The 25,399-nt window shown below is 73.1% G+C and carries 17 protein-coding genes; 6 read left to right on the top strand and 11 right to left on the bottom strand.

Going from position 1 to position 25,399, the window contains the following annotated elements; translation table 11 throughout:
• Positions 1–208: 208 nt before the first annotated feature.
• Positions 209–1,519, top strand: coding sequence for a C40 family peptidase (locus ACV7NM_RS11130; protein ID WP_463410151.1), 1,311 nt, complete (start codon positions 209–211; stop codon positions 1,517–1,519).
• Here the strand turns inward: ACV7NM_RS11130 and ACV7NM_RS11135 are convergent.
• From ACV7NM_RS11135 to ACV7NM_RS11155, 5 genes are read right to left on the bottom strand one after another with little or no spacing between them, the layout of a single operon-like run.
• Complete coding sequence (locus ACV7NM_RS11135; RefSeq protein WP_463410152.1) at positions 1,465–2,730, bottom strand: styrene monooxygenase/indole monooxygenase family protein; 1,266 nt, start codon at positions 2,728–2,730, stop codon at positions 1,465–1,467. The two genes, ACV7NM_RS11130 and ACV7NM_RS11135, sit on opposite strands and share 55 nt — an antisense overlap.
• A gap of 49 nt (positions 2,731–2,779) precedes the next feature.
• The gene (locus ACV7NM_RS11140) at positions 2,780–3,400 is read right to left on the bottom strand and encodes a GTP-binding protein (protein ID WP_463410153.1); all 621 of its coding nucleotides are present in this window, start codon (positions 3,398–3,400) and stop codon (positions 2,780–2,782) included.
• Positions 3,381–3,764, bottom strand: coding sequence for a DUF742 domain-containing protein (locus tag ACV7NM_RS11145; protein WP_463410154.1), 384 nt, complete (start codon positions 3,762–3,764; stop codon positions 3,381–3,383). Before ACV7NM_RS11145 ends, ACV7NM_RS11140 begins: the two co-directional genes overlap by 20 nt.
• Complete coding sequence (locus ACV7NM_RS11150) at positions 3,761–4,234, bottom strand: roadblock/LC7 domain-containing protein (protein ID WP_463410155.1); 474 nt, start codon at positions 4,232–4,234, stop codon at positions 3,761–3,763. Before ACV7NM_RS11150 ends, ACV7NM_RS11145 begins: the two co-directional genes overlap by 4 nt.
• Positions 4,231–7,194 carry a sensor histidine kinase gene (locus ACV7NM_RS11155; RefSeq protein WP_463410156.1) on the bottom strand — a complete coding sequence of 988 codons (2,964 nt, stop codon included), beginning with the start codon at positions 7,192–7,194 and terminating at the stop codon, positions 4,231–4,233. Before ACV7NM_RS11155 ends, ACV7NM_RS11150 begins: the two co-directional genes overlap by 4 nt.
• 452 nt (positions 7,195–7,646) lie before the next feature.
• Between ACV7NM_RS11155 and ACV7NM_RS11160 the strand changes: the two genes are divergently transcribed.
• On the top strand, positions 7,647–8,420 hold the full coding sequence (locus ACV7NM_RS11160) for a hypothetical protein (protein WP_463410157.1): 774 nt from the start codon (positions 7,647–7,649) through the stop codon (positions 8,418–8,420).
• A gap of 35 nt (positions 8,421–8,455) precedes the next feature.
• Here ACV7NM_RS11160 and ACV7NM_RS11165 read toward each other — a convergent pair whose 3' ends face one another.
• The 5 genes from ACV7NM_RS11165 to ACV7NM_RS11185 all read right to left on the bottom strand — a co-directional run bounded on the left by ACV7NM_RS11165 (position 8,456) and on the right by ACV7NM_RS11185 (position 15,512).
• Positions 8,456–8,896 (bottom strand): MarR family winged helix-turn-helix transcriptional regulator, encoded by a 441-nt coding sequence (locus tag ACV7NM_RS11165; RefSeq protein ID WP_136215079.1) that lies wholly within the window; start codon positions 8,894–8,896, stop codon positions 8,456–8,458.
• Positions 8,897–9,784: 888 nt separating this feature from the next.
• On the bottom strand, positions 9,785–12,178 hold the full coding sequence (gene lon / locus ACV7NM_RS11170) for an endopeptidase La (RefSeq protein ID WP_463410158.1): 2,394 nt from the start codon (positions 12,176–12,178) through the stop codon (positions 9,785–9,787).
• Positions 12,179–12,283: 105 nt separating this feature from the next.
• Positions 12,284–13,108 carry a DUF4097 family beta strand repeat-containing protein gene (locus tag ACV7NM_RS11175; RefSeq protein WP_463410159.1) on the bottom strand — a complete coding sequence of 275 codons (825 nt, stop codon included), beginning with the start codon at positions 13,106–13,108 and terminating at the stop codon, positions 12,284–12,286.
• A gap of 43 nt (positions 13,109–13,151) precedes the next feature.
• Positions 13,152–14,024 carry a sulfurtransferase gene (locus ACV7NM_RS11180; RefSeq protein ID WP_463410160.1) on the bottom strand — a complete coding sequence of 291 codons (873 nt, stop codon included), beginning with the start codon at positions 14,022–14,024 and terminating at the stop codon, positions 13,152–13,154.
• 72 nt (positions 14,025–14,096) lie between these two features.
• The gene (locus ACV7NM_RS11185) at positions 14,097–15,512 is read right to left on the bottom strand and encodes a glycosyltransferase family 39 protein (protein WP_463410161.1); all 1,416 of its coding nucleotides are present in this window, start codon (positions 15,510–15,512) and stop codon (positions 14,097–14,099) included.
• A gap of 42 nt (positions 15,513–15,554) precedes the next feature.
• Between ACV7NM_RS11185 and ACV7NM_RS11190 the strand changes: the two genes are divergently transcribed.
• The 4 genes from ACV7NM_RS11190 to ACV7NM_RS11205 all read left to right on the top strand — a co-directional run bounded on the left by ACV7NM_RS11190 (position 15,555) and on the right by ACV7NM_RS11205 (position 22,272).
• A complete protein-coding gene (locus ACV7NM_RS11190; protein ID WP_463410162.1) occupies positions 15,555–16,130 on the top strand; it encodes a hypothetical protein in 576 nt (191 codons plus the stop codon).
• A gap of 103 nt (positions 16,131–16,233) precedes the next feature.
• Complete coding sequence (locus ACV7NM_RS11195; protein ID WP_389663159.1) at positions 16,234–16,974, top strand: response regulator transcription factor; 741 nt, start codon at positions 16,234–16,236, stop codon at positions 16,972–16,974.
• 89 nt (positions 16,975–17,063) lie between these two features.
• Positions 17,064–18,116: a HAMP domain-containing sensor histidine kinase gene (locus ACV7NM_RS11200; protein ID WP_463413896.1), complete on the top strand. Its 1,053-nt coding sequence runs from the start codon at positions 17,064–17,066 to the stop codon at positions 18,114–18,116.
• Between the two features lie 259 nt (positions 18,117–18,375).
• Positions 18,376–22,272, top strand: coding sequence for a multifunctional oxoglutarate decarboxylase/oxoglutarate dehydrogenase thiamine pyrophosphate-binding subunit/dihydrolipoyllysine-residue succinyltransferase subunit (locus ACV7NM_RS11205; protein ID WP_463410163.1), 3,897 nt, complete (start codon positions 18,376–18,378; stop codon positions 22,270–22,272).
• Between the two features lie 122 nt (positions 22,273–22,394).
• On the opposite strand, the gene fxsT is transcribed toward ACV7NM_RS11205, so the two are convergent.
• Positions 22,395–25,397, bottom strand: a complete 3,003-nt coding sequence (fxsT, locus tag ACV7NM_RS11210) for an FxSxx-COOH system tetratricopeptide repeat protein (RefSeq protein WP_463410164.1) — start codon at positions 25,395–25,397, stop codon at positions 22,395–22,397.
• Positions 25,398–25,399: the final 2 nt, after the last annotated feature.

The raw sequence follows: 25,399 nt of genomic DNA on the forward strand, positions 1-25,399 counted from the left end.
AGCAAGCACGGGAACGCTATGTCCGCTTATGTCACAGTGCGCCGAAGAGTCGCCACAAACGGTCGGAACCGGAGACGATGACGAGCCACGCCGAAGGCCGGAGCACCCCGCCCCCCTCCGAACAGGTGACGCGACCTCACCCCGCCGCAGCCGTGGGGTGATTCGTCACACCGGGCATGGCAGCATCGGCCACCCCGGAGGTTATTACATGACAAACCGACCACGTCTTGTCCGCACCGTCTGCGTCGCCACCGCCGTCCTCCTCACGGCCGCCGGCCCGCCCGCCACCGCCCGCGCCGAACCCCTCCCCGCGACGGACCCCGCCGGAGCACCCCGGCCGGCCACCGCACCGCTGTCCGGCGCGGGGCCCGCCACCGCTCGGATCGCCGGGCCCGCCACCGCACCCGTCCCCGCCGCCGCGCCGGCCGCCGGCGAGTCCGTCGGGGTGTTGCTCACCCGCCTCCAGGACCTGTACCAGAAGGCGGAGCAGGCATCCGAGGCCTACAACGCCACCGAAGTCGCCCTCAAGGCCCGCCAGGACGAGGAGCGCCGGCTCAGCACCGAACTCGGCCGAGCCCGCACCGCCCTCGCCACCGAGCGGGCCCGCGCCGGCCGGCTGGCCCGCGAGCAGTACCAGGGCTCCCGCGGCGGCCTCTCCCCCTACCTGCGGATGCTCCTCTCCGGAGACCTCCGCCACGCCTCCGACCAGCGCCGGCTCACCGCCCTCCAGGGCGCCCGCACCGCCGGGGTCCTCACCCGCCTCCAACACGGCGAGCAGCGCGCCGGGACCCTCGCCGGCGCCGCCCGCAAGGCCCTGGGCGCCCAGCGGGACCTGACCGCCGAGCGCAAGCGGCACAAGGAGGAGGTCACCGGCCGGCTCAAGGAGGTAGAGCGGCTCCTGGCCTCCCTGACCGCCGAGCAACTGGCCCAGCTCGGCGCCCGCGAGACGGCGGTCACCGCCGAAGCGCAACGGGCCCTGATCGGCTCGGGCCGCCTCGGCCGGGCGGGCTCCCCCGCCGCCTCCGTGTCTGCCTCCACCCCCACCGCCGCCGGCGGCGCGGCCCTCGCCTACGCGGTGGCCCAGATCGGCAAGCCGTACGTCTGGGGCGCCGAGGGCCCGGCCTCCTTCGACTGCTCCGGGCTCACCTCCCGGGCCTGGGAGCACGCCGGGCGTTCCATCCCCCGCACCAGCCAGGAGCAGTGGGAGCAGCTGCCGAAGGTCCCGCTGGACCGGCTGCGTCCCGGGGACCTGGTGGTGTACTTCCCCACCGCCACCCACGTCGCCCTCTACATCGGCGACGGCAAGGTCATCCAGGCACCCCGCCCGGGAGCCACCGTCAAGGTGTCCCCGATCGCCGCGAACCCGGTCCTGGGCGCTGTACGCCCCGACCCCACCGGGACCCCGCTCGCGTCGTTCGCCCTCCCGCCGCTGCCCGACTCGGCCGCGGCGGGGGACGACACCGGCTACTCGGGGGGCGGGCCCGACGGCGATACCGAGGCGGAGACCTCCGCCAGGTAGTCGGCCGTGTCCTCGGGGTCGTAGAAGTACCCGTCGAAGTCGGCCGGGTTGTCGAAGCCGTTGGCGAATCGATCCGCCACCGGCGGCAGCTGCCCGGCCGCCCCGATCAGGTTCAGCACGTGCTCCGGCGGAACGCCCAGCATCGCGTTGGTCCACTGGGTCACCGGCTTGCCGGTCGTGAACCAGTACTTGTCGAAGGTCGCCTTCATCCAGGCCTCGTCGAACGGCTTGTCGCCGTGCATGAGGATCGACGAGAGGTACGAGGCCGCGCACTTCGCGGCGGAGTTCGAGCCCTGCCCGGTGATCGGGTCGTTCGCCACGACCACGTCCGCGACGCCCAGCACCATGCCGCCGCCCGGCAGCCGGCCGATCGGCTTGCGGACGACCGGCGCGTACCGCCCGGCGAGGGTGGCGCCCGCGTCCGTCAGGTCCACCTTGGTGGCCCGCGCGTACTCCCAGGGCGTGAACTTCTCCATCAGCTCCAGCGTCAGCGCCAGGTGCTCCGACGGATCCTTGACGCCCTTGAAGGCGTCCACCGGACCGCCCGGGAGGCCCTCCCAGAAGAGGATGTCCGCGCGGCCCGAGGTGGTCAGCGTCGGCATGACGAACAGCTCGCCGACGCCCGGCACCAGGTTGCAGCGCACCGCCTCGGTGTCCGGGTGCTCGGGGCGCGGCCCGAGCCCGTGCACGTACGAGACCGCCAGCGCGCGCTGCGGCGCGTCGTACGGGGAGCGGGCCGCGTCGCGCGCGAACATCGACACCAGTTCGCCCTTGCCCGCGGCGACGAGCACCAGGTCGTACGTCCGGGAGAAGAAGTCCAGGTCGGCGACGGACGCGCCGTGGATGACCAACTGGCCGCCCCGCTGTACGAACGCGTCGATCCAGCCCGCCATCTTCACGCGCTGGTCCACGGACTGCGCGAAGCCCTTCAGCCGGCCGAGCCAGTCGACGGCGCGCCCGCCGTCCGGGGCGGCGACCGAGACGCCGACGCCCTCGATCCGCGGGGCCTGCCGCTCCCAGAAGGCCAGCTGGAGGTCCCGCTCGTGCTGGAGCGCCGTGTCGAACATGCATTGGGTGGACATGACCCGCCCGGTGCGGATCTCGTCCGCCGTGCGGTTGGACATGAGGGTGACCTCGTACCCCTTCGACTGGAGTCCGAGGGCGAGCTGGAGACCGGACTGGCCGGCCCCGACGACGAGTATCTTGCGCATCTCACGTTCTCGATTCGGGGGCTGGGTTTCTGCGGGGCTGTGCTTCGCGCTATTCGGGGGTGGCGTCCAGGGCGTGCGACACCAGGGCGAGCAGCGACTCGACGACCGTGTCCCGGCGCCGGGCGTCCATGATCACGACAGGGACGCCCGGCGGGATGCCGAGCGCCTCGCGCACGTCCCCCTCCGCGTACTCCCGCGATCCCTCGAAGTGGTTGACGGCGACGGCGTACGGCAGCCCGCAGCTCTCGAAGTAGTCGAGGGCCGGGAAGCAGTCGCGCAGCCGGCGCGTGTCGGCCAGTACCAGGCCGCCGATCGCACCGCGCACCAGGTCGTCCCACATGAACCAGAACCGCTCCTGGCCCGGGGTCCCGTACACGTACAGGACCAGGTCGTCCGCGAGCGTGACCCGACCGAAGTCCATGGCGACGGTGGTGGTGTGTTTGTCCGGGGTCGCGGACAGGTCGTCGGTGGGCAGGCTCGCCGCGGTCATCACCGCCTCGGTGCGCAGCGGGGTGATCTCGGAGACGGACGACACGAAAGTGGTCTTGCCGACGCCGAAGCCCCCCGCGACCAGCACCTTGACGGCGACGGGCGCTCGCGAACGGTCGTACTGCCACGGCTGGACGGGCTCGTCCTCGACCACGGCCGGATCAGAGACGGCGAAGGCCACTGAGCACCCTTTCCAGGAGCGCGCGGTCGGGCCGGCCGCTGCCGTGGCCCGTGCCGTAGACGCGCAGGCGCCCCTGGTCGGCGAGGTCGCTGACCAGGACGCGGACCACGCCGAGCGGCAATTTCAACAGGGCGGCTATCTCGGCGATCGTGCGCATGCGGCGGCACACCTCGACGATGGCCGGCATCTCCGGCATCCGGTCGGCCGGACCGGCCGGACCGGTGTCGAGGGCGGCGACGAAGGTCTCCACCAGCAGGATCTGCGCGAAGCGGGTCCGGCCGCCCGTGAGGGAGTACGGCCGGACACGGGCGGGGCGGCGGTCGGCGCCGCGTATGGGCAGCCGGTCGGAGGCCGGACTCCTCACGGGGTGTTCTCCATCGACTGGCGCAGCTCGCTGCGGACTTCGGGGGTCAGGACGTGCCCGGCCCGGCCCACGAACAGGGCCATGTGGTAGGCGATGACGCTCATGTCGCAGTCGGGGGTGGCGTGCACGCCCAGCAGCGAGCCGTCGCTGATGACCATGACGAAGACGGAGCCGTGCTCCATCGCCACCATGGTCTGCTTCACGGAACCGAACTCCATGAGGTCGGCGGCGCCGCTGGTGAGGCTGCCGAGCCCGGAGACGATGGTGGCGAGGTCGGCGGAGGCACCCCGGGGGCCCTTGGGCCGGTCCCCTTCCACCGGGGCCGTCGGCTCCGAGGAGAGCAGCAGCAGCCCGTCCGAGGAGACGACGGCGACGGAGTTGACGCCGGGCACCTCCTCGACCAGGTCGGTCAGCAACCACTGAAGGTTGCGGGCCTGGGTGCTCAGTCCGTACGTACTGGGCGCGGTCATGTGCGTGCCTCCTGTGCGGTGTCCCCCCGGTCGGTCTGCCCTCGCGGCCGGCCCCGGTCCGGGTTCTGGCCGCCCTGTTCCCGTCCGTGCCCCTGCCCGTGGTCCTGGGCGAGTTCGGCGGCGGCGACGCGTCGACCGTCCTGGGAGCCCTGGTAGAAGCCTCCGAGCCGGCGGCGCAGCTCCTCGGCGTCCACCCGGCGCGGCTCGGACCGTACGTCGGCGGCCCGGGCGGTCGCCGCGGCGGTGGCCGCGGGGCGCGGGGTCCGCTTCGGCAGGCCCTTGTCGGTGACAGCTTCCTCGGGGTGGCCGTGGTTGCCCTGGCGCGGGAGCCAGTTGTCCTCGGCGGCGGCCCGGCCGTGGGGGTCGGGCTCCACCGGGGCGGCGTCGGACCGCGCGGGGGCGGACGCCGTTTCCTGTCGTACGTCGGTCCCGGGCGGGCTCTCGCGCGACGGCTCGGCGTCTCCCCGGGCGGGGTCGGGCACCGCGAAGGCCGTGGGGTCCGGCGCGGGCACGTCCCGCAGGAGGAGTTCCTCCTCGGGACCCGTCCCGGTCGGCGCCCCGGCGGCGGGGGCCGCAGCCGTGAACACCTGCTCGGCGGGGGGCAACCGCTCGCCGGGGCGGGCCTGCCCCGCGTCGATACCGTGCTCGACGGACGCTGCGGCCTCGACGGGCCCGGGGAACTCCTCGGTCTCCGCGATGTCGGCGTCGTCTGCGTTGTCGGGGTCGTCGGCGATGTCGGGGTTGTCCGCGATCCCCGCGGAGCCGGAGGCTTCGACCGCCTCGACGGACGCCGTGGCGTCCACCGCCGGAGCCACGGCCGCGTCCACCGCCGGAGACACCGGCTCGGCGGCGGCGTCCTCGACCGGCCTGGCCGCCGGGGGCACCCGTGGGGGCAGCGTGTTCTCGTTCGCCTCCGCGATCACCCCGGGCAGCCGGAACTCCGGCAGCCCGGGCGTGGCCAGCGTGTGCACGGGCGAGGTCGGCGACGCGGTCGGCAGGAGCGCGGCGGGCACGACCACCAGGGCCTCCGTCCCGGCGTACCGGCCGGCCCGCAGCTCCGCCGTCACCCCGTGGCGCGCCGCGAGGCGGCCGGCCACGTACAGGCCGAGTCCCAGCCCGTGTTCCGTCTCGGGCTCCTCGTCGTACGCCTCCGGGGTGGCCAGGCGGGCGTTCAGGGACTCCAGCCGGTCGGCGGTGACCCCGATGCCCTCGTCCACCACGGACAGCACCACTTCACCGGAGTCCAGCAGCCGCCCCGACACCTTGACCTTGGCGTCCGGCGGCGAGAACGTCGTCGCGTTCTCCAGGAGTTCCGCGAGCACGTGCGAGATGTCGTCGGCGGCGTGCCCGGCGATCTGCGTGTACGAGGGCAGCGCCGCCAGGTCGACCCGCTCGTAGCGTTCGATCTCACTGACCGCCGCCCGCATGACGTCGACCAGCGGCACCGGCAGGACCTGCCCGTGGCCGTGTTCCTGTCCGGCCAGCACCAGCAGGTTCTCGTTGTGGCGGCGCATCACCGTCGCCAGGTGGTCCAGCTTGAACAGGGTCGCGAGCCGTTCCGGGTCCTGCTCCTTGGACTCCAGCTCCTCGATGACGGCCAGTTGCCGCTCGACGAGGCCCAGGGTCCGCAGTGAGAGGGAGACGGAGGTCGTCGACATGATGCGGCGGTGCTCTTCCAGCCCGGTCCGCAGCTCCTCCAGCTCCGCTTCCAGCCCTGCGCGGACTTCCTTGAGCTCCGTCTCCAGCGCGGCCCGACCCGAGGACAGCGCCTCGTTGCGACCGATGAGGCGGCGCCGGTCGGCGTCGAGCCCGGCGATCTTCGTGTGCAAGGCGACGGTCTGGTCCCGCACCGCGTTGAGGTGGCCCACCACCAGGGCGAACTCGTCGTTGCGGCCGGTGAACCGGACCGGCTCCACCGAGCCCTCCGGCGTCGCCAGCCGCTCCGCGCCCCGGCGCAGCACCGACAGCGGGCGCGTCAGCGAGCGGGCGACGGCCGTGGAGACACCCACGACCAGCAGGAACAGCACACCGAGGAAGGTGACGAGCAGTTCCAACCGCTGGACGTCGTCGTCGCGCAGGGTGGCGAGGGCGGTGGACCGCCGGCCCGCCAGGGTGGACTCCACCGAACGCATCCGGTCGATCCGGGCGGTGAGGGCCGAGCCGACGGAGCCGGAGTCGGCCTTGCGGTCGGCCGTGGACAGCGTCGGCCGCTCGGTGAGGCGCTTGAGGTAGTCGTCGGCCGACTTGACCTCGGGGCCGGTGACGGTGTCGGTCAGCGTCTGCCGTACGTCGGGCCGCGCGGCCCGCGCGAAGTCGTCGAGGGCGGCCTGTTCCCGTACCCGCGCGCGCTGGGCGGCGGCGGTGAGTTCGTCGGAGGCGGCGGAGCCGGAGGACTGCTCGCCTCGGGGGGTGGGGACGGCCAGCGCGGCGAGCAGCAGTCCACGGGTCGCGGAGGCCTGTTCGACGGCTTGGCCGAGGGGGGCGAGCGGGCGGGTGGTCACCAGGGCGGCCTCCGCGCGTGGCGGGGTCAGTTCGGCCAGCCGGTCGCCGGGCGCGAGGAGTTCCGCGATGACGGCGGTGTACGCCTGCTGCGCGGCGAGGGGGCTGCCCTTGCCGTCGACCGCCTCGGCGCGCACCGTCCGGATTCGGCCGAGGACGCCCGCGAGTTGGCCGTCCGCGTCGGCCTGGACCTCGGAGACCTGTCGGTCGGTGCCCGCGGCGCGTTCCTGCACGCCGGTCTTGGCACCCGCGGGTCGGCCCTTGGCCGCGTACTCGACGACGGCGTCCCGCTCGTCGCCGAGGAGGTGTGCCAGGGTCAGGCTCCCCTGTGCCTGCTCGGCGAGGGTCACCAGCCGCTGGGAGTCGTTGAGTTCTCTGGTTGCGGAGACGACGGCGGGAGCGCCTGCCGCGAGGACGGTGAGGCCGGCGACGGCCACGCCGACCACCAGCCTGCTGCGCACGCGGACGCGACGTCCTGCGGGGGCGGGTCCGTCTGCGCTGGCGGTGCCGTTCTTCCGAGACCGCTTCTTCTGCACCGGTGCTCGCAATCCTGTACGTGTGCTCGTGCTCGTCTACTCGTGTGGCCGAGGTAACGGCCGGTCAACAAGTAAACGCCCCCTGCCCCCTCGTGCCGCCTCAGACCTTCGCAGTGCGATGGGGACAGAGCCGCACATCGCCCACCCCGCCACTCGAAGGAGTGAACATCACGGAGGAGTGGGCGGCCAACTCGGGCGGCGCGTGCCAGAGGCCGTCCGTGGACGGGCGGTTGAAAGTTCGAGGCGCGCTTTGGCAAGATGCCCCGCCCCTCCCGCCCCGGGGTCTCGGGGCGGGCCGTCCCACCCCTCCCGATTTGGTACGGACCTTCCTCGTCGCGGGGCCCGTTCGCGGCAGGCGCGCGGGGCAGAATGTCCGCATGCGCATCGACTTGGCCTCGATGGCCGGCAGCCCGGAACGCCCCAACGAGGACTGGGTCTCGGCCGCGATACCCGCCTCGGGCGGCGGAGTTGTGGTGGTTCTCGACGGGGTCACCCCGCCGCGCGGTGACGACGGCTGCGTGCACGGGGTGCCGTGGTTCGCGGCCCGGCTCGGCGGCCGATTGGCCGAACTCTCGGGCTCGCGAAGGGACATGCCGCTGGAGCGGATCCTGGCGGAAGCCATCCGGGCGACCGCCGGAGCCCACGGCGGCCGGTGTGACCTTTCTCACGTGCGAACCCCGCAGGCGACGGTGGTGATGACCCGCTGGGACGAGACGCAGGTGGAGCACTTGGTGCTGTCGGACTCAGTCCTGCTCCTCCAGGCGCCCGGGGGTGAGGTCACCGCCGTACGGGACGACCGGCTGGACCGGGTCCCGCCCGAGGCGCTGCGCTCGGTGGCCGCGGCGGACGCGCTGCGCAACGCCGAGGGCGGTTTCTTCACGGCTGCCGCGGACCCGGCGGTGGCGGCCCGGGCGGTGACCGGGCGTACCCCGCGCGAAGAGGTGCGGGCGGTGGCAGCGCTCACGGACGGGGCCAGCCGGTGGACGGACACCTTCCGGGAAGGCGACTGGCGCGACTGCATGACGGTGCTGCGCAAAGAGGGTGCCGAGGGTCTGATCGGCCGGCTCCGCGCGATCGAGTCCGACCGGACGCGGCCGTCGGCCCGCCACAAGCGCCACGACGACGCGTCGGCGGTGTACGCGGAGCTGTGAACGGGGGGTCGGGGCGGGGGCGGGGGCGGGGGTGCCTATTCGGCGCCCTGGTTCAGCTGGTGGAGCAGCCGGGCCAGTTCGGCGACCTCGCCCCGGTCCCAGTCGGCGAGCGTGCGCATGTACTGCTCGCGCCGGGCGCCCCGGACCCGCAGGAAACGTGCCCGGCCCTCCTCGGTGAGTCCGACGAGGAAGGCCCGGCCGTCGGCGGGGTCCGGCTCCCGGGCCACCAGTCCGAGCACCTCCAGCGCGCGCAACTGGCGGCTCATGGTGGCCTTGCCGACGCCGAAGTAGGCGGCGAGCTCCGTGGCCCGCTGCCGCCCCGCGGCCTCCAGCCGGACGAGCAGCCCGTACGCGGCCGGCTCCAGCTCGGGGTGGAGAGCACGGGCCATCTCGCCGGAGGAGGCGCGGGCGCGCCGGAGGAAGACGGACAGCTCCCGCTCCAGGGCAAGGAACTCCTGGTCTTCTCTCCCGTGCACGTCCGGCTCCCGTCGGTCGGTGGTGGTCTCACGCTGCGTACACCCATTATTTCGCAGCGAACACCCCGATGCCCCCGCCCCACCCTCATTTCGCCACCGCGCCCCCAACCCTTCCGCCGGCGGCACAGGTCCCGGACAGAGCCCCGGGGAATCCGGGGCCACGATGTCCCGGCAGAGCCCGAATGCAGACGTCCAGCCGGCGCCCGGCTGGACCGGGGCGGCCCCGGCGACCGGGGCCCGGCGGAGCCCGGTGCCCGGCAGACCCCGGCGGTCCGCCCGAGCCCGGGCGGAGCCGGGACCCGGGGCGGGAGCTCGTACCGGGGCCGGATGCCCCGGGCAGAGCCTCAGGGGTCACGGATAGCCCTCCCCCCGGCCGAGCGGGAGCAGGGCGGAGCCGGACGTCTGGCAGATCCCAAGGGACCCGGAGGAGCCGGAAGCAAGGGCGGGACCCAGATGCCCAGCAGGTCCCGGGGCCCGGCGAAGCCCGGACGGAGCCCGATGCCCGGCGGGCTCCCGCCCAGGTTTTCCCCCCTCCCCGGGGCGGGGCGGGGAGGAGCCTGCGCCCGGGAACTTCCACAGGGCCCGGCGGGGTCCGGGGAGTCCCGGAGAGCCCGGCAACGCCCGGGGGCCGAGGAGTCCGGCAGCGCCTGGGCCTGGGGAGTCCCGGGGAGCCCGGCCGTGTCCGGGAGCCTGGAAGTGCCGGGGCCGGCCGAGCGGGGGCTGGGCGGAGCCGGGTTCCGCCGGGTCCCCCCGGCACCCGCACCCCGTCGGGCCCCCGGCACCCGCACCCCGCCCGGGGCCGGGCCGTTCCGGGCAGAGCCCCGGCACCCGCACCCCGCCGGGATCGCCGACCCGACCGCACCCGCGCCCGCCAACCGGGCGTGGGGGTCAGGCCGCCACGGCGGCCACCTCCGCCTGGGCCAGGGCCAGTTCCAGGACCTGGCGGACGTCCGTCACCGGGTGCACCTCCAGCCCCTCCAGCACCTCGGCGGGGACATCGTCCAGATCGGCTTCGTTCCGCTTCGGGATGATCACCGTGGTCAGCCCCGCCCGGTGCGCGGCCAGCAGCTTCTGCTTGACCCCGCCGATCGGCAGGACCCGCCCGGTCAGCGAGACCTCTCCCGTCATCGCCACGTCCGTCCGCACCTGCCGCCCCGACAGCAGCGAGGCCAGCGCGGTCGTCATCGTGATGCCCGCGCTCGGGCCGTCCTTCGGCACCGCGCCCGCCGGGAAGTGGATGTGCACCCCCCGGTCCTTGAGGTCGGCGACCGGGAGCTCCAGCTCCGCGCCGTGCGAGCGCAGGAAGCTGAGCGCGATCTGCGCCGACTCCTTCATCACGTCACCCAGCTGCCCCGTCAGCGTCAGCCCGGCCGCCCCGGTCTCCGGGTCGGCCAGCGAGGCCTCCACGAACAGCACGTCCCCGCCCGCTCCGGTCACGGCGAGGCCGGTGGCCACGCCCGGCACGGCGGTGCGCCGCTCGGCCGGGTCCTGCGCGGACTCCGGGACGTGGTGCGGCCGCCCGATGAGCGCCCGCAGGTCGTCGGCTCCGATGACGAAGGGCAGGTCCCGCTCGCCCAACTCGTGCTGCGAGGCGACCTTGCGCAGCAGCCGCGCCAGCGACCGCTCCAGCGTGCGAACGCCCGCCTCCCGGGTGTACTCCCCGGCCAGCTTGCGCAGCGCGTCCTCCTCCAGGACCACCTCGTCGGCGGCGAGGCCGGCACGCTCCAGCTGGCGCGGCAGCAGGTGGTCACGGGCGATGACGATCTTCTCGTCCTCGGTGTAGCCGTCGAGCCGGACGAGTTCCATACGGTCCGCGAGCGCCTCGGGGATGGCTTCGAGCACGTTGGCGGTGGCCAGGAACACCACGTCGCTGAGGTCGAGCTCCACCTCCAGGTAGTGGTCCCGGAAGGTGTGGTTCTGCGCGGGGTCCAGCACCTCCAGCAGCGCCGCCGCCGGGTCCCCGCGGAAGTCGGACCCCACCTTGTCGATCTCGTCCAGGAGCACGACCGGGTTCATGGACCCGGCTTCCTTGATGGCCCGCACGATGCGGCCGGGCAGCGCGCCGACGTACGTCCGCCGGTGGCCGCGGATCTCGGCCTCGTCCCGTACGCCGCCCAGCGCGACCCGGACGAACTTGCGGCCCATGGCGTGCGCGACCGATTCCCCGAGGCTGGTCTTTCCGACACCGGGCGGGCCGACCAGGGCCAGGACGGCCCCGCCTCGACGGCCGCCGATGACGCCCATGCCGCGTTCGGAGCGCCGCTTGCGCACGGCGAGGTACTCGGTGATCCGGTCCTTCACGTCGCTCAGCCCGGCGTGCTCGGCGTCGAGCACCGCGCGGGCGCCGCGGATGTCGTATTCGTCCTCGGTGCGCTCGTTCCAGGGCAGTTCCAGCACGGTGTCGAGCCAGGTGCGGATCCAGGAGCCCTCGGGCGACTGGTCGCTGGAGCGCTCCAGCTTCTCGACTTCCTTGAGCGCGGCCTCGCGCACCTTCTCGGGCAGGTCGGCGGCCTCGACCCGGGCCCGGTAGTCGTCGGACTCCTCGCCTTCCTTCTCGCCGTTCAGCTCGCGCAGTTCCTTGCGGACGGCCTCCAGCTGGCGGCGCAGCAGGAATTCGCGCTGCTGCTTGTCGACACCGTCCTGGACGTCCTTGGCGATGGACTCGGCGACGTCCTGTTCGGCGAGGTGGTCGCTGAGCGCCTTGATCGCGAGCTTGAGGCGGGCGATCGGGTCGGTCGTCTCCAGCAGCTCCACCTTCTGGGCCACCGTCAGGAACGGCGAGTACCCGGAGTTGTCGGCGAGGGCCGAGACCCCTTCGATCTGCTGGACCCGGTCCACGACCTGCCAGGCCCCGCGCTTCTTGAGCCAGCTGGTGGCGAGGGCCTTGTACTCCTTGACGAGTTCGGCGACGGCCCCGGGCAGCGGGTCCGGCACCTGCTCGTCGACGGTTTCGCCCTCCACCCACAGCGCGGCTCCGGGCCCGGTGGTGCCGGCGCCGATACGGACGCGACCGCGTCCGCGGATCAGCGCCCCGGGGTCACCGTCGGAGAGCCGTCCCACCTGCTCGACGGTCCCGAGCACCCCGATCCCCGCGTACTTCCCGTCGACCCGCGGTACGAGCAGCACCCGGGGCTTCCCGCTGCCCGCGGCGGCCTGGGCGGCCTCCACGGCTCCGCGCACCTCGGCGTCGGACAGGTCCAGCGGTACCACCATTCCGGGCAGCACGACCTCGTCATCGAGCGGCAGCACGGGCAGAGTGAGCGTTACGGACGTCGAAGCCATGATCTTCCCTCCGGCAGTGAAGTTGAGCTATGCCGACTCAATGTCCCGGAGCCCGTCGATGTTCCCCAACCTGAGTTCGCCCGGGGCGAACACGGCGCCGCGCGGTCAGCCGGCCGAGATGTGGAGGTCGCCCGAGCCGGTCTTCACCGCGAGGCTCGCCGGGGCGGCCGGGTCGGCGGGGAGGGTGATGTCACGAGTGCCGGAGCTGGTGCTCGCCCCGATCCGATAGGCGCCCCGGGGCACCCGGAGCGTCACGTCACCCGAGCCGGTCTCGGCGGTCACCGAGGTCGGCGGCGCGGTGAAGACCAGGCGGGCGTCGCCCGAGCCGGAGTGGATCTCCGCCCGCGTGCCGGACAGTTCCGCGGCCCGGATGTCGCCGGAGGAGGTACGGATCTCCATCGGGCCCGCGATGCGCCCGGCTCCCACGTCGCCGGAGGAGGTACGGATCTTCAGCGTGCCCGCGACGCGTTCGGCGGTGACGGCGCCCGAGGAGGAGGAGAGGTCGGCTGCGGCGACGCCGGTGACCTTGAGCCGGCCGCTGTCGGTCGCCAGCCTCACGGTCGCCGAGGCCGGCACCTCCAGCCGGTAGTCGACGTAGCAGGAGTCGGCGCAGCCGGGGGTGAAGGTGAGCACGCCCCCCGTGACCCGTTGGGCCGGCCGGGGCGGGGTGTCACCGCGGTAGTGGACCGTGCGGTGGACGGTGACACCCGGGCCGCTGCCCGGGGTCACCTCGACGGAGCCGTGCCGTCCGTCCGCCACCTCCACCGCGTGGACGGCTTCGGCCACGGTGGCGTCGTCGGTCGCCGTCTTCTGCCCGCTCTCGGCGAGCCGGCCGAGGGAACAGCCGGTGAGGAGCAGTCCCGCCGCGACGGCGAGGGCGGGTATGGCGAGGGCCGGCCGGACGGGGAACGCGCGCGATGGGGAAGTCATGCCGGAAGTCTGCCGAGCCGTTCCCCCCGCCACCATGGGGCCGCTACCCGACCCGACCCTGGGGCTGACCCCCGGTCACCACCGGGCGTGGCCGGGACGGCCCCGGTAGTCCCCATTCGCTCCACGAGCCGTCGTACACGGCCGTGTGCCGGTAGCCGGCCAGGTCGGCGCCCAGCGCGAGGACGCAGGCCGTCACCCCGGAACCGCAGCTGAAGTACAGCCGCTCCCGGTCCCCCGCCGCCGCCCGGAACGCCTCGCGCAGCTCCCCCGACGCGAGCATCGACCCGCCGGGCGCCTGGAGTTCCGTAAAGGGGAGGTTGACCCCGCCCGGCATGTGACCGCCGCGCAGTCCCGGCCTCGGCTCCGGGGCGGTGCCCGCGAACCGATCCCGGCAGCGCGCGTCGAGCACCGCGGCGGTCGGATCGGTCAGGGCCTCGGCCACGGTGTCGGCGTCCACCAGCAGGCCCGGCCGCGGCCGGGCCGTGAAGGTGCCGCGCGGTCCCCCGTACGCCGGGCCGGCGCTCTCCAGCGGCAGTCCGGCGGCGCTCCACGCGGGCAGCCCGCCGTCCAGGACCGCGACCCGGTCGAAGCCCATCGCGCGCAGCATCCACCAGGCGCGGGCGCTGGAGTAGATCCCGGCGCCGTCGTACACGACCACCGTGTCGCCGTCGCCGAGCCCGAGTTCGCGCATCGCCTCCTCGAACCGCACGGCGGTGGGCATGGTGTGCGGGACGGGCGAGTCGTGGTCGGACAGCGCCCCGTCGAGGTCGAAGGGGCGGGCCCCCGCAATGCGCCGGTCCGCGCCGCGCAGCGCGCCGACGGAGGCGTCGAAGAGCACCAGGTCCGGTTCGAGGAGGCGGACGGCGAGCTGCTCGGCCCCTATCAGGGGTCCGAAGGGAGGTTCGGGGGCGGTCATACGGTTCCTCCGGCATCCGGATCTCCGGCAAGGTCGACCCGCCCATCCAACCACCGTGCCCGGGCGTCTCGTTCAGAGGCAGTCGGCTCCTGTCCGGGCGTACACCGCGACCCGCGCCCCGCGCACCTTCGTGACGGAGCACAGCCGGAACCCGTCCGCCAGCGCCTCCCGCTTCGCGGCCTCGGCCGGGTACGGGTCCAGCGGCTGGTCCGGCGGATCGAGCAGCGCCACCACCCGTGTCGCCCCGGCCAGCCGGGCCCGTATCCCCGCGGGGGCGGACTCGGTCCCCCACAGGCTGTGGGAGGCCTCCGGGGTCTGGGCCAGGGCCAGGTCGCGCAGGGGTGCGTACGTCCCGGGCGAGGACAGCAGCCACTCGCGCCGCCGTGACGGCAGGAACAGCACGGCGTCCCCCGGCCGGGCCCGTTCCCGTACGGCGGTGGCCACCGCCAAGGCGTCGTCCTTGCGGCTGTCGGGGGTCCGCAGCCAGGCCGACCACCACCCCCACGGCGCGAGCAACGCCGCGGCCAGCACCCATGGCCACACCGTGCGCGCCCGCGCCCCGTCGACCCGCGCGAGCCGCATCCCGATCAGCAGTGCGAACCCGGCCAGCGCGTAGAGCACGTACCGGTCGACGTACCAGGGGTGGACCAGGGAGACCGCCATCAGCAGCCCCGGCGGCAGCAGCGCGAGCGGCACGGCGACGCGCAGGGCCCGCCGCTCGTCACGGACGCCCCAGGCCAGCAGCACCACCGCCACCGCGAGCACCCCGTAGGCGGTCCAGTCCTGCCAGCTCGGCCGCCCGAGCCAGCCGAGCTGCTGCCGCGCCTGCCGGGCGCTGACGACGGCCAACGGCAGCAAGGCGGCGACGACGGCCGCCGCGCTCCACCGCCAACCGCGCGAGCGCCGGGCGGCGCAGCCGTGCGCGAGCAGGGCGAGGACCGCGAACTCGTGGAGCCAGCAGCCGAGCAGCAGCACCGCGGCGTAGGCCACCCACCGCTCGGCCAGCATCAGGTAGGTCGCCCAGACCACGGCGCAGGCGACGAGGGCGTACGAACGTCCCTCCTGGGCGTACATCTGCACGGGCGGCAGCAGGGCGTAGGCGCTGCCGGCGATCAGCGCGGCCCGTGGTCCGGCCAGCCGGTCGGCCACCGCCGCCACTCCGGCGGCGGCCAGGGCGGTGGCGGCGACGGAGGGCAGGCGCAGCGCCCACAGGCCGCCGTCCCACAGGCCGTAGACGCCGTGCATCAGCAGGTAGTACAGCCCGTGGACGGCGTCGACGTGCCCGAGGAGGTCCGCGAGGCCGGCGAGCGGGCGGTGCGCCACCTGGACGGTGACGGACTCGTCGCGCCACAGGCTGCCGCCGCCGGGGCCGCGTTCCAGGCCCCAGAGACCGAGGACGACGGCGAGGAGCGGCGGCAGCCCGCGCCACAGGGCTGTGCGGCTGATGTCGGCCTCCGGGTGCTTCCGTGCGAGTGGTACGGACTCCATACTCGGGGTTCGGGTCGGCCCCCGTTCCAGCGGAGGTGGGTTGTGCGAGCGTTCCGGGCGATGGCGGCGGCAGTGCTGGGCGCGGTGGTCCTGAGCGGGTGCGGCCTGGCCCGGCCGGACCACTCGCTGGTGACGTTCACGGCGGAGGCGTCGGCCGGCGGGGCGCTGCCCTCGCCGCAGGACACGTCGGTGCCCGCGCCCGAACCCGGTGCGCCCTCCCCGCCTCCCGCCGGCGCCGGCGCCACCGCCACCGCCACCGCCACCGCCACCGCCACCGCCACCGCCGAGAGAATCGTCACGGTCACCCGCAGCGGCGGCTTCGCCGGCCGGACGCACACCCTGACCGTCGCGTCCGACGGCGCCTGGACCCGGCAGGGCGCGCGCGCCGAGCCGGAGGGCGCCGGGCGGCTGTCGGGGGCGCAGCTCGGCAGGCTGCGCACGGCGGTCGAGGCGGCGGACTTCGCACACCTGCCCCGGACCGGCAAGAGCGGCGGGACGGTCTTCGACGGGTTCACGTACACCTTCGTCCGCGGCACGACCAAGGTGGTCACCAACGACGGTTCCGTACCAGCGGCGTTGACGAAGGTGCTGGACGCGCTGCCCCCCTTCGAGGGCTGAGCGGGTCCGAACGCCCGCGGCGGTCCGTCGGAACCCCACATGGCCGCGGGCCGGAGCCTCCTCTACGCTGCACCCCATCACGCGGGATCTTCAGGGGCGGGACATGGAACAGACACACACCACCCACAGCGGCGCCGCGGCCACTCCAGGTGCCCAGCGGCGCGTGCTCGTGGTCGAGGACGACCGCACCATCGCCGACGCCATCGCGGCCCGGCTGCGCGCCGAGGGATTCCAGGTGCAGACGGCGTACGACGGCCCGGCCGCCGTCGCCGCGGCCGAGAGCTGGCTGCCCGAGCTGCTGGTGCTGGACGTCATGCTGCCCGGCTTCGACGGGCTGGAGGTCTGCCGTCGCGTCCAGGCGCAGCGGCCGGTGCCGGTGCTGATGCTCACCGCCCGGGACGACGAGACCGACATGCTGGTGGGGCTCGGGGTCGGCGCTGACGACTACATGACGAAGCCGTTCTCGATGCGGGAGCTGGCGGCGCGGGTCCACGTCCTGCTGCGGCGGGTGGAGCGGGCCACGCAGGCCGCGACCGCCCCGCGCGGGGCGACGCTGCGCCTCGGGGACCTGGAGATCGACCACGCGCAGCGGCGGGTGCGGGTGCAGGCCGAGGACGTGCACCTGACGCCCACCGAGTTCGACCTGCTGGTGTGCCTGGCCGGGACGCCGCGCGCGGTGCTCTCGCGGGAGCAGCTGCTGGCCGAGGTGTGGGACTGGGCGGACGCCTCGGGCACCCGTACGGTCGACAGCCACATCAAGGCGCTGCGCCGGAAGATCGGCGCCGAGCGGATTCGCACCGTCCACGGCGTCGGGTACGCCCTGGAGACCCCGGCCCAGTCGTGAGCGGCGCCCGCCCCGGTCGGGTGCGCGGCGCCGGCCGCGTCGGCGGAGCCGGGGACCGTGTCGAGGGAGCCGGTGACCGCGCGGGTGGGCTGCGCCCGTTCTCGCCGTTCTCGATCAAGACGAAGCTGGGCGTGCTCGTCGTGGTGTCGGTGTTCATCACCACGGGGCTGCTGATGGTGGCCCTGCGCACCGCCACCGAGCTGCGGTTCATCACCGTGTTCTCGGTGATCGCCTCGATGCTGATCACGCAGTTCGTGGCCCACGGCCTCACGGCGCCGCTGGACGACATGACGCGGGTGGCCCGGGCGATCTCCCGCGGGGACTACACACGCCGGGTGCGCGGGGCGGGGCGCCGCGACGAGCTGGGCGACCTGGCCTCGACGATCAACTTGATGGCGGACGACCTGGAGGCCGTGGACCGCCACCGCAAGGAGCTCGTCGCCAATGTCTCGCACGAGCTGCGCACGCCGATCGCGGCGCTGCGCGCGGTGCTGGAGAACGTGGTGGACGGGGTCTCGCAGGCCGATCCGGAGACCATGCGGACGGCGCTCAAGCAGACCGAGCGGCTCGGTCGTCTCGTGGAGACCCTGCTGGACCTGTCGCGGGTCGACAACGGGGTGGTGCCGCTGCGGGCACGCCGCTTCGAGGTGTGGCCGTACCTGTCGGGCGTGCTCAAGGAGTCGGGGCTGGCGGCGGCGGGCCGGCCGGGGCTGGCCACCGGCTCGGGCGGCCACACCCGCAACGACGTCCACCTCCACCTCGACGTGCACCCCTCGGGCCTGTCCGCGTACGCGGACGCGGAGCGGCTGCACCAGGTGGTGGCGAATCTGATCGACAACGCGGTCAAACACAGCCCCCCGCACGGCCGGGTCACGGTCCGTGCCCGGGCCGGTGACGCGCCCGGGAGCCTCGTGGTCGAGGTCCGGGACGAAGGCCCCGGAATCCCGGAAGAGGAACGCCACAGGGTCTTCGAGCGTTTCAACCGGGGCAGCGCCGGCGGCGGCGACGGCGGTACGGGCCTGGGCCTGGCGATCGCCCGCTGGGCCGTGGGCCTGCACGGAGGGGACATCCGCGTGGCCGAATCGTCACGGGGCTGCCGCATCCTCGTCACGCTTCCGGGAAGCTCGCAGGCGTCGCGTTGACGTAGGGTTCGAGTGGGAAAAGACATGATCTCGGCCACACCCGGCGGGGGTCGTAAGGGGTGCGTAGCCAAGGGGGCCGCAACCTGGGTGCCCCCTACCCGAACCACGCTTGTTTCCCGCCATTCCCGGCGATGAAACCCGCCGTTCGATGTGACCTGCGCGACGTAACTCCCGCCCGGCCTGCATCACCCCGTCCGGGAGGCGTAGCCTTTATTCCCGCTGTCCATACCTTGTGAAGCGGAAGAGGGCGGTTGCCGCCGTGTCGCCACAGTCCCCCAGTAACCCGAGCACCACGACCGAAGCAGCAGAGGGCGGGAAGACCCCTGCCTCAGGCTTCGGTGCCAACGAGTGGCTCGTCGACGAGATCTATCAGCAGTACCTCCAGGACCCCAACTCGGTCGACCGGGCCTGGTGGGACTTCTTCGCCGACTACAAGCCGGGGGGCGCTCCCGCTCCCGTGAAGGCCGATGGTCCCGAGAAGTCCACGACGACGGACGGCGCCTCCGCACAGGCCGCCGCCACCGTCACCGCCGAGGTCCCGCGGGCCGACGTCGCAGCCGCCACGGGGGCGGCGAGCGCCGCACCCCCGGCCGCGGGCGCCGGTTCCGCCGGAGCCCCTGCCGCCGCCAAGCCCGTGTCAGCTCCTGCCCCTGCTCCTGCCACCCCCTCTGGTGCCCCTGCTGTGACTGTCACCTCCCAGGCCCCGGCCGCCGCACCGGCCGCGCCTTCCCCTCAGGCCGCTCCGGTTGCCCCGCAGAAGTCCGCGCCCACCACCGAGGCCCCCGCCGGGCCCGAGCTGGTGACGCTCCGCGGTCCCGCCGCCGCCGTAGCCAAGAACATGAACGCCTCGCTGGACGTCCCGACGGCCACGTCCGTCCGCGCCGTCCCGGTGAAGCTGCTGTTCGACAACCGCATCGTCATCAACAACCACCTCAAGCGCGCCCGGGGCGGGAAGATCTCCTTCACGCACCTCATCGGCTACGCCATGGTGCAGGCCATCAAGGCCATGCCGTCCATGAACTACTCCTTCGCGGAGAAGGACGGCAAGCCGACCCTGGTCAAGCCGGAGCACGTGAACTTCGGCCTCGCGATCGACCTGGTGAAGGCCAACGGCGACCGACAGCTCGTCGTGGCCGGCATCAAGAAGGCCGAGACGCTCAACTTCTTCGAGTTCTGGCAGGCGTACGAGGACATCGTCCGCCGCGCCCGCGTCGGCAAGCTGACGATGGACGACTTCACCGGCGTCACCGTCTCGCTGACCAACCCCGGCGGCCTGGGCACCGTCCACTCCGTGCCGCGCCTGATGCCCGGTCAGTCGGTCATCATGGGCGTCGGCTCGATGGACTACCCCGCCGAGTTCCAGGGCACCTCGCAGGACACCCTGAACAAGCTGGGCATCTCCAAGGTCATGACCCTGACCTCGACCTACGACCACCGGGTCATCCAGGGCGCGGCCTCCGGCGAGTTCCTGCGCATCGTCGCCAACCTGCTGCTCGGCGAAGACGGCTTCTACGACGACGTCTTCGAGGCGCTGCGCATCCCGTACGAGCCGGTCCGCTGGAACCGGGACATCGACGCCTCGCACGACGACGACGTCACCAAGGCCGCCCGCGTCTTCGAGCTGATCCACTCCTACCGGGTCCGCGGCCACGTCATGGCCGACACCGACCCGCTGGAGTACAAGCAGCGCAAGCACCCCGACCTCGACATCACCGAGCACGGTCTCACCCTGTGGGACCTGGAGCGCGAGTTCGCGGTCGGCGGCTTCTCCGGCAAGTCCATGATGAAGCTGCGCGACATCCTCGGTGTGCTGCGCGACTCGTACTGCCGCACCACCGGCGTCGAGTTCATGCACATCCAGGACCCGAAGCAGCGCAAGTGGATCCAGGACCGCATCGAGCGCCCGCACTCCAAGCCGGAGCGCGAGGAGCAACTGCGCATCCTGCGCCGCCTGAACGCGGCGGAGGCCTTCGAGACGTTCCTCCAGACGAAGTACGTCGGCCAGAAGCGCTTCTCCCTGGAGGGCGGCGAGTCCGTCATCCCGCTGCTGGACGCCGTCATCGACTCGGCCGCCGAGGCCCGCCTCGAAGAGGTCGTCATCGGCATGGCCCACCGAGGCCGTCTGAACGTCCTCGCGAACATCGTCGGCAAGTCCTACGCGCAGATCTTCCGCGAGTTCGAGGGCAACCTCGACCCGAAGTCCATGCACGGTTCCGGCGACGTCAAGTACCACCTGGGCGCCGAGGGCACCTTCACCGGCCTGGACGGGGAGCAGATCAAGGTCTCGCTCGTCGCCAACCCCTCGCACCTGGAGGCGGTCGACCCGGTCCTGGAGGGTGTCGCCCGCGCCAAGCAGGACGTCATCAACAAGGGCGGCACGGACTTCACGGTCCTGCCCCTGGCCCTGCACGGCGACGCGGCCTTCGCCGGCCAGGGTGTCGTCGCCGAGACGCTCAACATGTCGCAGCTGCGCGGCTACCGCACCGGCGGCACCGTCCACGTCGTCATCAACAACCAGGTCGGCTTCACCGCCGCCCCGGAGTCCTCGCGTTCGTCCATGTACGCGACCGACGTGGCCCGCATGATCGAGGCGCCGATCTTCCACGTGAACGGTGACGACCCGGAGGCCGTGGTCCGCGTCGCGCGGCTCGCCTTCGAGTTCCGTCAGGCGTTCAACAAGGACGTGGTCATCGACCTCATCTGCTACCGCCGTCGCGGCCACAACGAGTCCGACAACCCGGCGTTCACCCAGCCGCTGATGTACGACCTGATCGACAAGAAGCGCTCGGTGCGCAAGCTCTACACCGAGTCCCTCATCGGTCGTGGCGACATCACGCTGGAAGAGGCCGAGCAGGCGCTCCAGGACTTCCAGGGCCAGCTGGAGAAGGTCTTCGCGGAGGTCCGCGAGGCCGCCACGCAGCCGGCGATCGGCACCCCGGCCCCGGTAGCCCACGCGCAGTTCCCGGTTCCGGTGAACACCGCGGTCTCCCAGGAGGTCGTCAAGCGCATCGCCGAGGCGCAGGTCAACATCCCGGAGAACGTCACCGTCCACCCGCGTCTGCTGCCGCAGCTCCAGCGCCGCGCCGCGATGATCGACGAGGGCACGATCGACTGGGGCATGGGCGAGACCCTCGCCTTCGGTTCGCTGCTGATGGAGGGCACCCCGGTCCGGCTGTCGGGCCAGGACTCCCGCCGCGGCACGTTCGGCCAGCGTCACGCGGTCCTCATCGACCGGGAGACGGGCGAGGACTACACCCCGCTGCAGTACCTGTCGGACGACCAGGCCCGCTACAACGTCTACGACTCGCTGCTCTCCGAGTACGCGGCGATGGGCTTCGAGTACGGCTACTCGCTGGCCCGTCCGGACGCGCTGGTCCTCTGGGAGGCCCAGTTCGGTGACTTCGTCAACGGCGCGCAGACCGTCGTCGACGAGTTCATCTCCTCGGCCGAGCAGAAGTGGGGCCAGACCTCCGGCGTCACGCTGCTGCTGCCGCACGGCTACGAGGGCCAGGGCCCGGACCACTCGTCCGCGCGTCCGGAGCGCTTCCTGCAGATGTGCGCGCAGGACAACATGACGGTCGCGATGCCGACCCTGCCGTCGAACTACTTCCACCTGCTGCGCTGGCAGGTCCACAACCCGCACCACAAGCCGCTGATCGTCTTCACGCCGAAGTCGATGCTGCGTCTGAAGGCGGCGGCGTCCAAGGCGGAGGAGTTCACGAGCGGCTCGTTCCGTCCGGTCATCGGCGACGGCACGGTGGACCCGAACGCGGTCCGCAAGGTCGTCTTCTGCGCGGGCAAGGTCTACTACGACCTGGAGGCCGAGCGGGAGAAGCGCGGCATCACGGACACGGCGATCATCCGCATCGAGCGGCTGTACCCGCTGCCGGGTGCGGAGCTCCAGGCCGAGATCGCCAAGTTCCCGAACGCGGCGAAGTACATCTGGGCGCAGGAGGAGCCGGCGAACCAGGGTGCGTGGCCGTTCATCGCGCTGAACCTGATCGACCACCTCGACCTGGCGGTCGGCGCGGACATCCCGGCAGGCGAGCGGCTGCGGCGCGTCTCGCGCCCGCACGGCTCGTCCCCGGCGGTGGGTTCCGCGAAGCGCCACCAGGCGGAGCAGCAGCTCCTGCTGAACGAGGTCTTCGAGGCGTAACCGCCGCGACCGACCCCAAGCCCGAAGGCCCGGCCCCCGGATGGGGACCGGGCCTTCGGCCCATTCCGGCTCCGCCGACCACATCCAGCCTCACCGGCGAGGCTGAGTCTGCCCGGCCAGAGTTACGGCTGGGGTTCGAAGTCCCAGTACGGGCGGGTTTGTTGGCGGGCCGAGACCGTGTGGACGTGCTGGGCTCCCAGGGTGCGCGTCAGTGCCTTCAGGCCCGCGTCCTCGTGCTTCGCGGCCTCCGCGTCCTCCCGTACCGCCCTAAGGTCCGCCGCCAGCGCGATCTGCGCGCTCAGCGTCATCGGGTGGTCCGGCCCCAGCACCTGCTCCGCCCCCCGCAGCGTCTCCCGGCTCAGGTCCACCGCGTCCTCCAGGTGCCCGGTGATGTTCCGGTGTCCGGCGGCGTTCAGCGCGCAGCCCAGCGTCCACGGGTGCAGGTCCCCCAGCGCGCCCCGCATCCCCACCAGTGCCTGCTCCGCCAGGTTCAGCGCCTCCGCCCGCTCGCCCTGCGCCCGCAGCACCAGCCCGAGGTTGCCGACCGTGCCGATGCTGTACGGGTGGGCCAGGCCCAGCTGCGACTGGTAGCCCCGGACGACGTCCTCCGAGATCCGGCGGGCCTCGTCCACGTCGCCGTACTCCCGCAGGTAGGTCGCGTAGTCGGAGGCGACCATCAGCGTCCAGGGGAACTCCGCGCCGAACACCCGGGTCGAGCGCTCCAGCACGCTGCGCAGCCGGGCCCCCGCGCCGGGGATGTCTCCGGAACGGCGCAGGCACAGGCCCAGGTTGTGCTCGGCGCGCAGGGTCTGCGGGTGGTTGGTGCCGAGGACCTGGGCGTTGATCTTGAGGCCCTGTTCCTGGCGGCCCAGGGCCTCCCGGTAGCGACCCATGAGGCGCAGGCCCATCGCGCAGCCGATCCCGGACGAGAGGGTGGCGATGTGCCGCACCCGCAGGACCCGTTCGCGACGCCGCAGGGTGTCGAGGTCGGTGTCGTACGCCTCCTGGTAGCGGCCGAGGAGGCGCAGGGCGACGGCGACGTTGTTCTGTGCGGCGAGGGTGATGGCGTCGTCCTCGCCGAGCAGCTCGCGGTAGCTGGTGAAGGCGTGTTCGAGCAGCTCTCGGGCCTCCTCGAACTTCGCGGTGCTGAGCAGCACCCCGGCGTAGGAGCTGGTGGCGCGCAGGGATTCGAGGTCGCGGGGGCCGCGTTCGGTCACCAGCCGGTCCGCCCGCGCCTTGGAGAGGGCTTCGGCCTGGCGGAAGTGGCCGAGCATCCGCAGGGCGCCGCTGTAGTGGTAGCTGAGCTCGCGGACCTGGTCGTGGTCCTCGCCGAGCACGGACCGCCAGATGCCGTCGGTCTCCTCGGCCAGCCGCAGGCAGGTGCGGTACTCGCCGGCGCGCAGCAGGTAGCTCAGGCAGTTCAGCAGGAAGTTCTGGATGCGCGGGTTGGAGCTGCGCAGGACCCCGGCGGGTTCCAGGTGCGGGATGAGTTCGGCGTAGCGGGGCCAGAGCCGGGAGTCGGACGGCCGGCCGGGGTCGGCCGCGGCGAGGACCTGGCGCACGACGCGGGACAGTTGCTCGGACTCCTCCTCCCCGAGGTCGCCGCGGACGATGTTGTGGACCATCCGGTGCAGTTGGACGGTCTCCAGGCCGCCGCCCTCCTCGACGGCCAGGTCCGAGTACTCCAGCCGTACGACGGAGAACTGGACGAGTTTGTTCAGGGCGGCGTTCCACCGGATCTGGTCGTTGATCAGTCCGGCGAGCTGTTCGGGCACGTCGTCCGCGGGGAACTCGTTCAGCAGCCGCAGCGGTACCCGACCGGGGGCGAAGAAGACGAACAGCCGCAGCAGCGCGAGGGCGTCGGGGTAGTTCTCCCGCACGTTGTTCAGGAGTATGGCCAGCGCGGTGGGGAAGGGCAGCGGGTAGTCGTCGGAGAGGGTGACGGCCTCGTGGGAGTCGAGTCTGCGTTGCAGCAGGTTCAGGTACTCGCCGACGCCGATGGGCGAGTCGGCGAGCCAGCCGGCGGTCTGGTCGAGGGCGAGGGGGTAGTCCTCCAGGGCCTCGGCGAGCTGGTCGGCCTCGGCTCCGGTGAGCCGCCCGGCGCGGCGGCGGATGAAGGTGACGGACTCGGGGCGCGCGTACAGGGGGACTTCGACGAGACTGGTGTGGCGGGCGGCCCATTCGCGGTTGCGGGAGGTGATGATCACGTCGCCCGCGCCGGAGGGCAGCAGGTCGGTGAGGTCGTCGGGGTTGTCGCAGCCGTCGAAGACGAGCAGCCAGCGGTAGTACGGGTTGCCGCGCCGCAGCGCTTCCAGCACGGCTCGGATCTGCTCGCCGTAGCTGCCCGCGCCGGGGGGCAGGCCGAGCGCGGGCGCCAGGTCCGCGAGCCGTTCGCGCAGGGTGGGCCGGTCCTCCGCCGGGACCCACCACACCACGTCGTACTCGGAGGCGAAGCGGTAGGCGTACTCGGTGGCGACCTGCGTCTTGCCCACGCCGGACAGGCCGAGCAGGGTGACGGTGGAGGCGCCGGGCGGTGCCTCGGTGAGGGCGGAGCGCAGCCGGCCGATGACGTCGTTGCGGCCGGTGAAGCGCGGGTTGCGGCGCGGTACCCGGCCCCAGATCTCGGGCGGGTCGTTGGGGAAGCGGGGGCCCCGGCGTCCGCTCTCGATGCCGATCCGGTCGGTGGGCAGCTCCAGCCGGCGCAGCACCCGGTACTCGGCCTCGTAGGCGTCCAGGCCCCACAGGTCGGTCTTCTCCAGGGCGGCCACGGCGCTCGGCAGCGGGGCGTCGGTGAGGCAGACGGCGGCGAACAGGTCGGGGTGGTGTTCGGTGACGGTGCGCAGGGCCGCGTTCCACGACTCCTCGGTGTGGGTGCCCGCGGAGAAGTACCGCTCGCTGAGGATGAGGAGGACCTTGCCGCCGGCCCGGGCCAGGTCGTCGAGGGCTTCGGTGATCCCCGGGCTGGTCTGCGGGTCCCAGCGCTGGAGTGCGACGCGGTGGCCGTGTTCCTCCAGGCGGTGGGCGATCCACACGGCCCAGGGTCGGTTGAATCCCGCGAAGCTGATGACGAAGCGCTGTGGCGGCTGCGCCGCTCCGTCACGGTCCTGCCGAATACCGGTGGTCATGC

This window comes from Streptomyces sp. Tek67B01 (assembly GCF_055231995.1).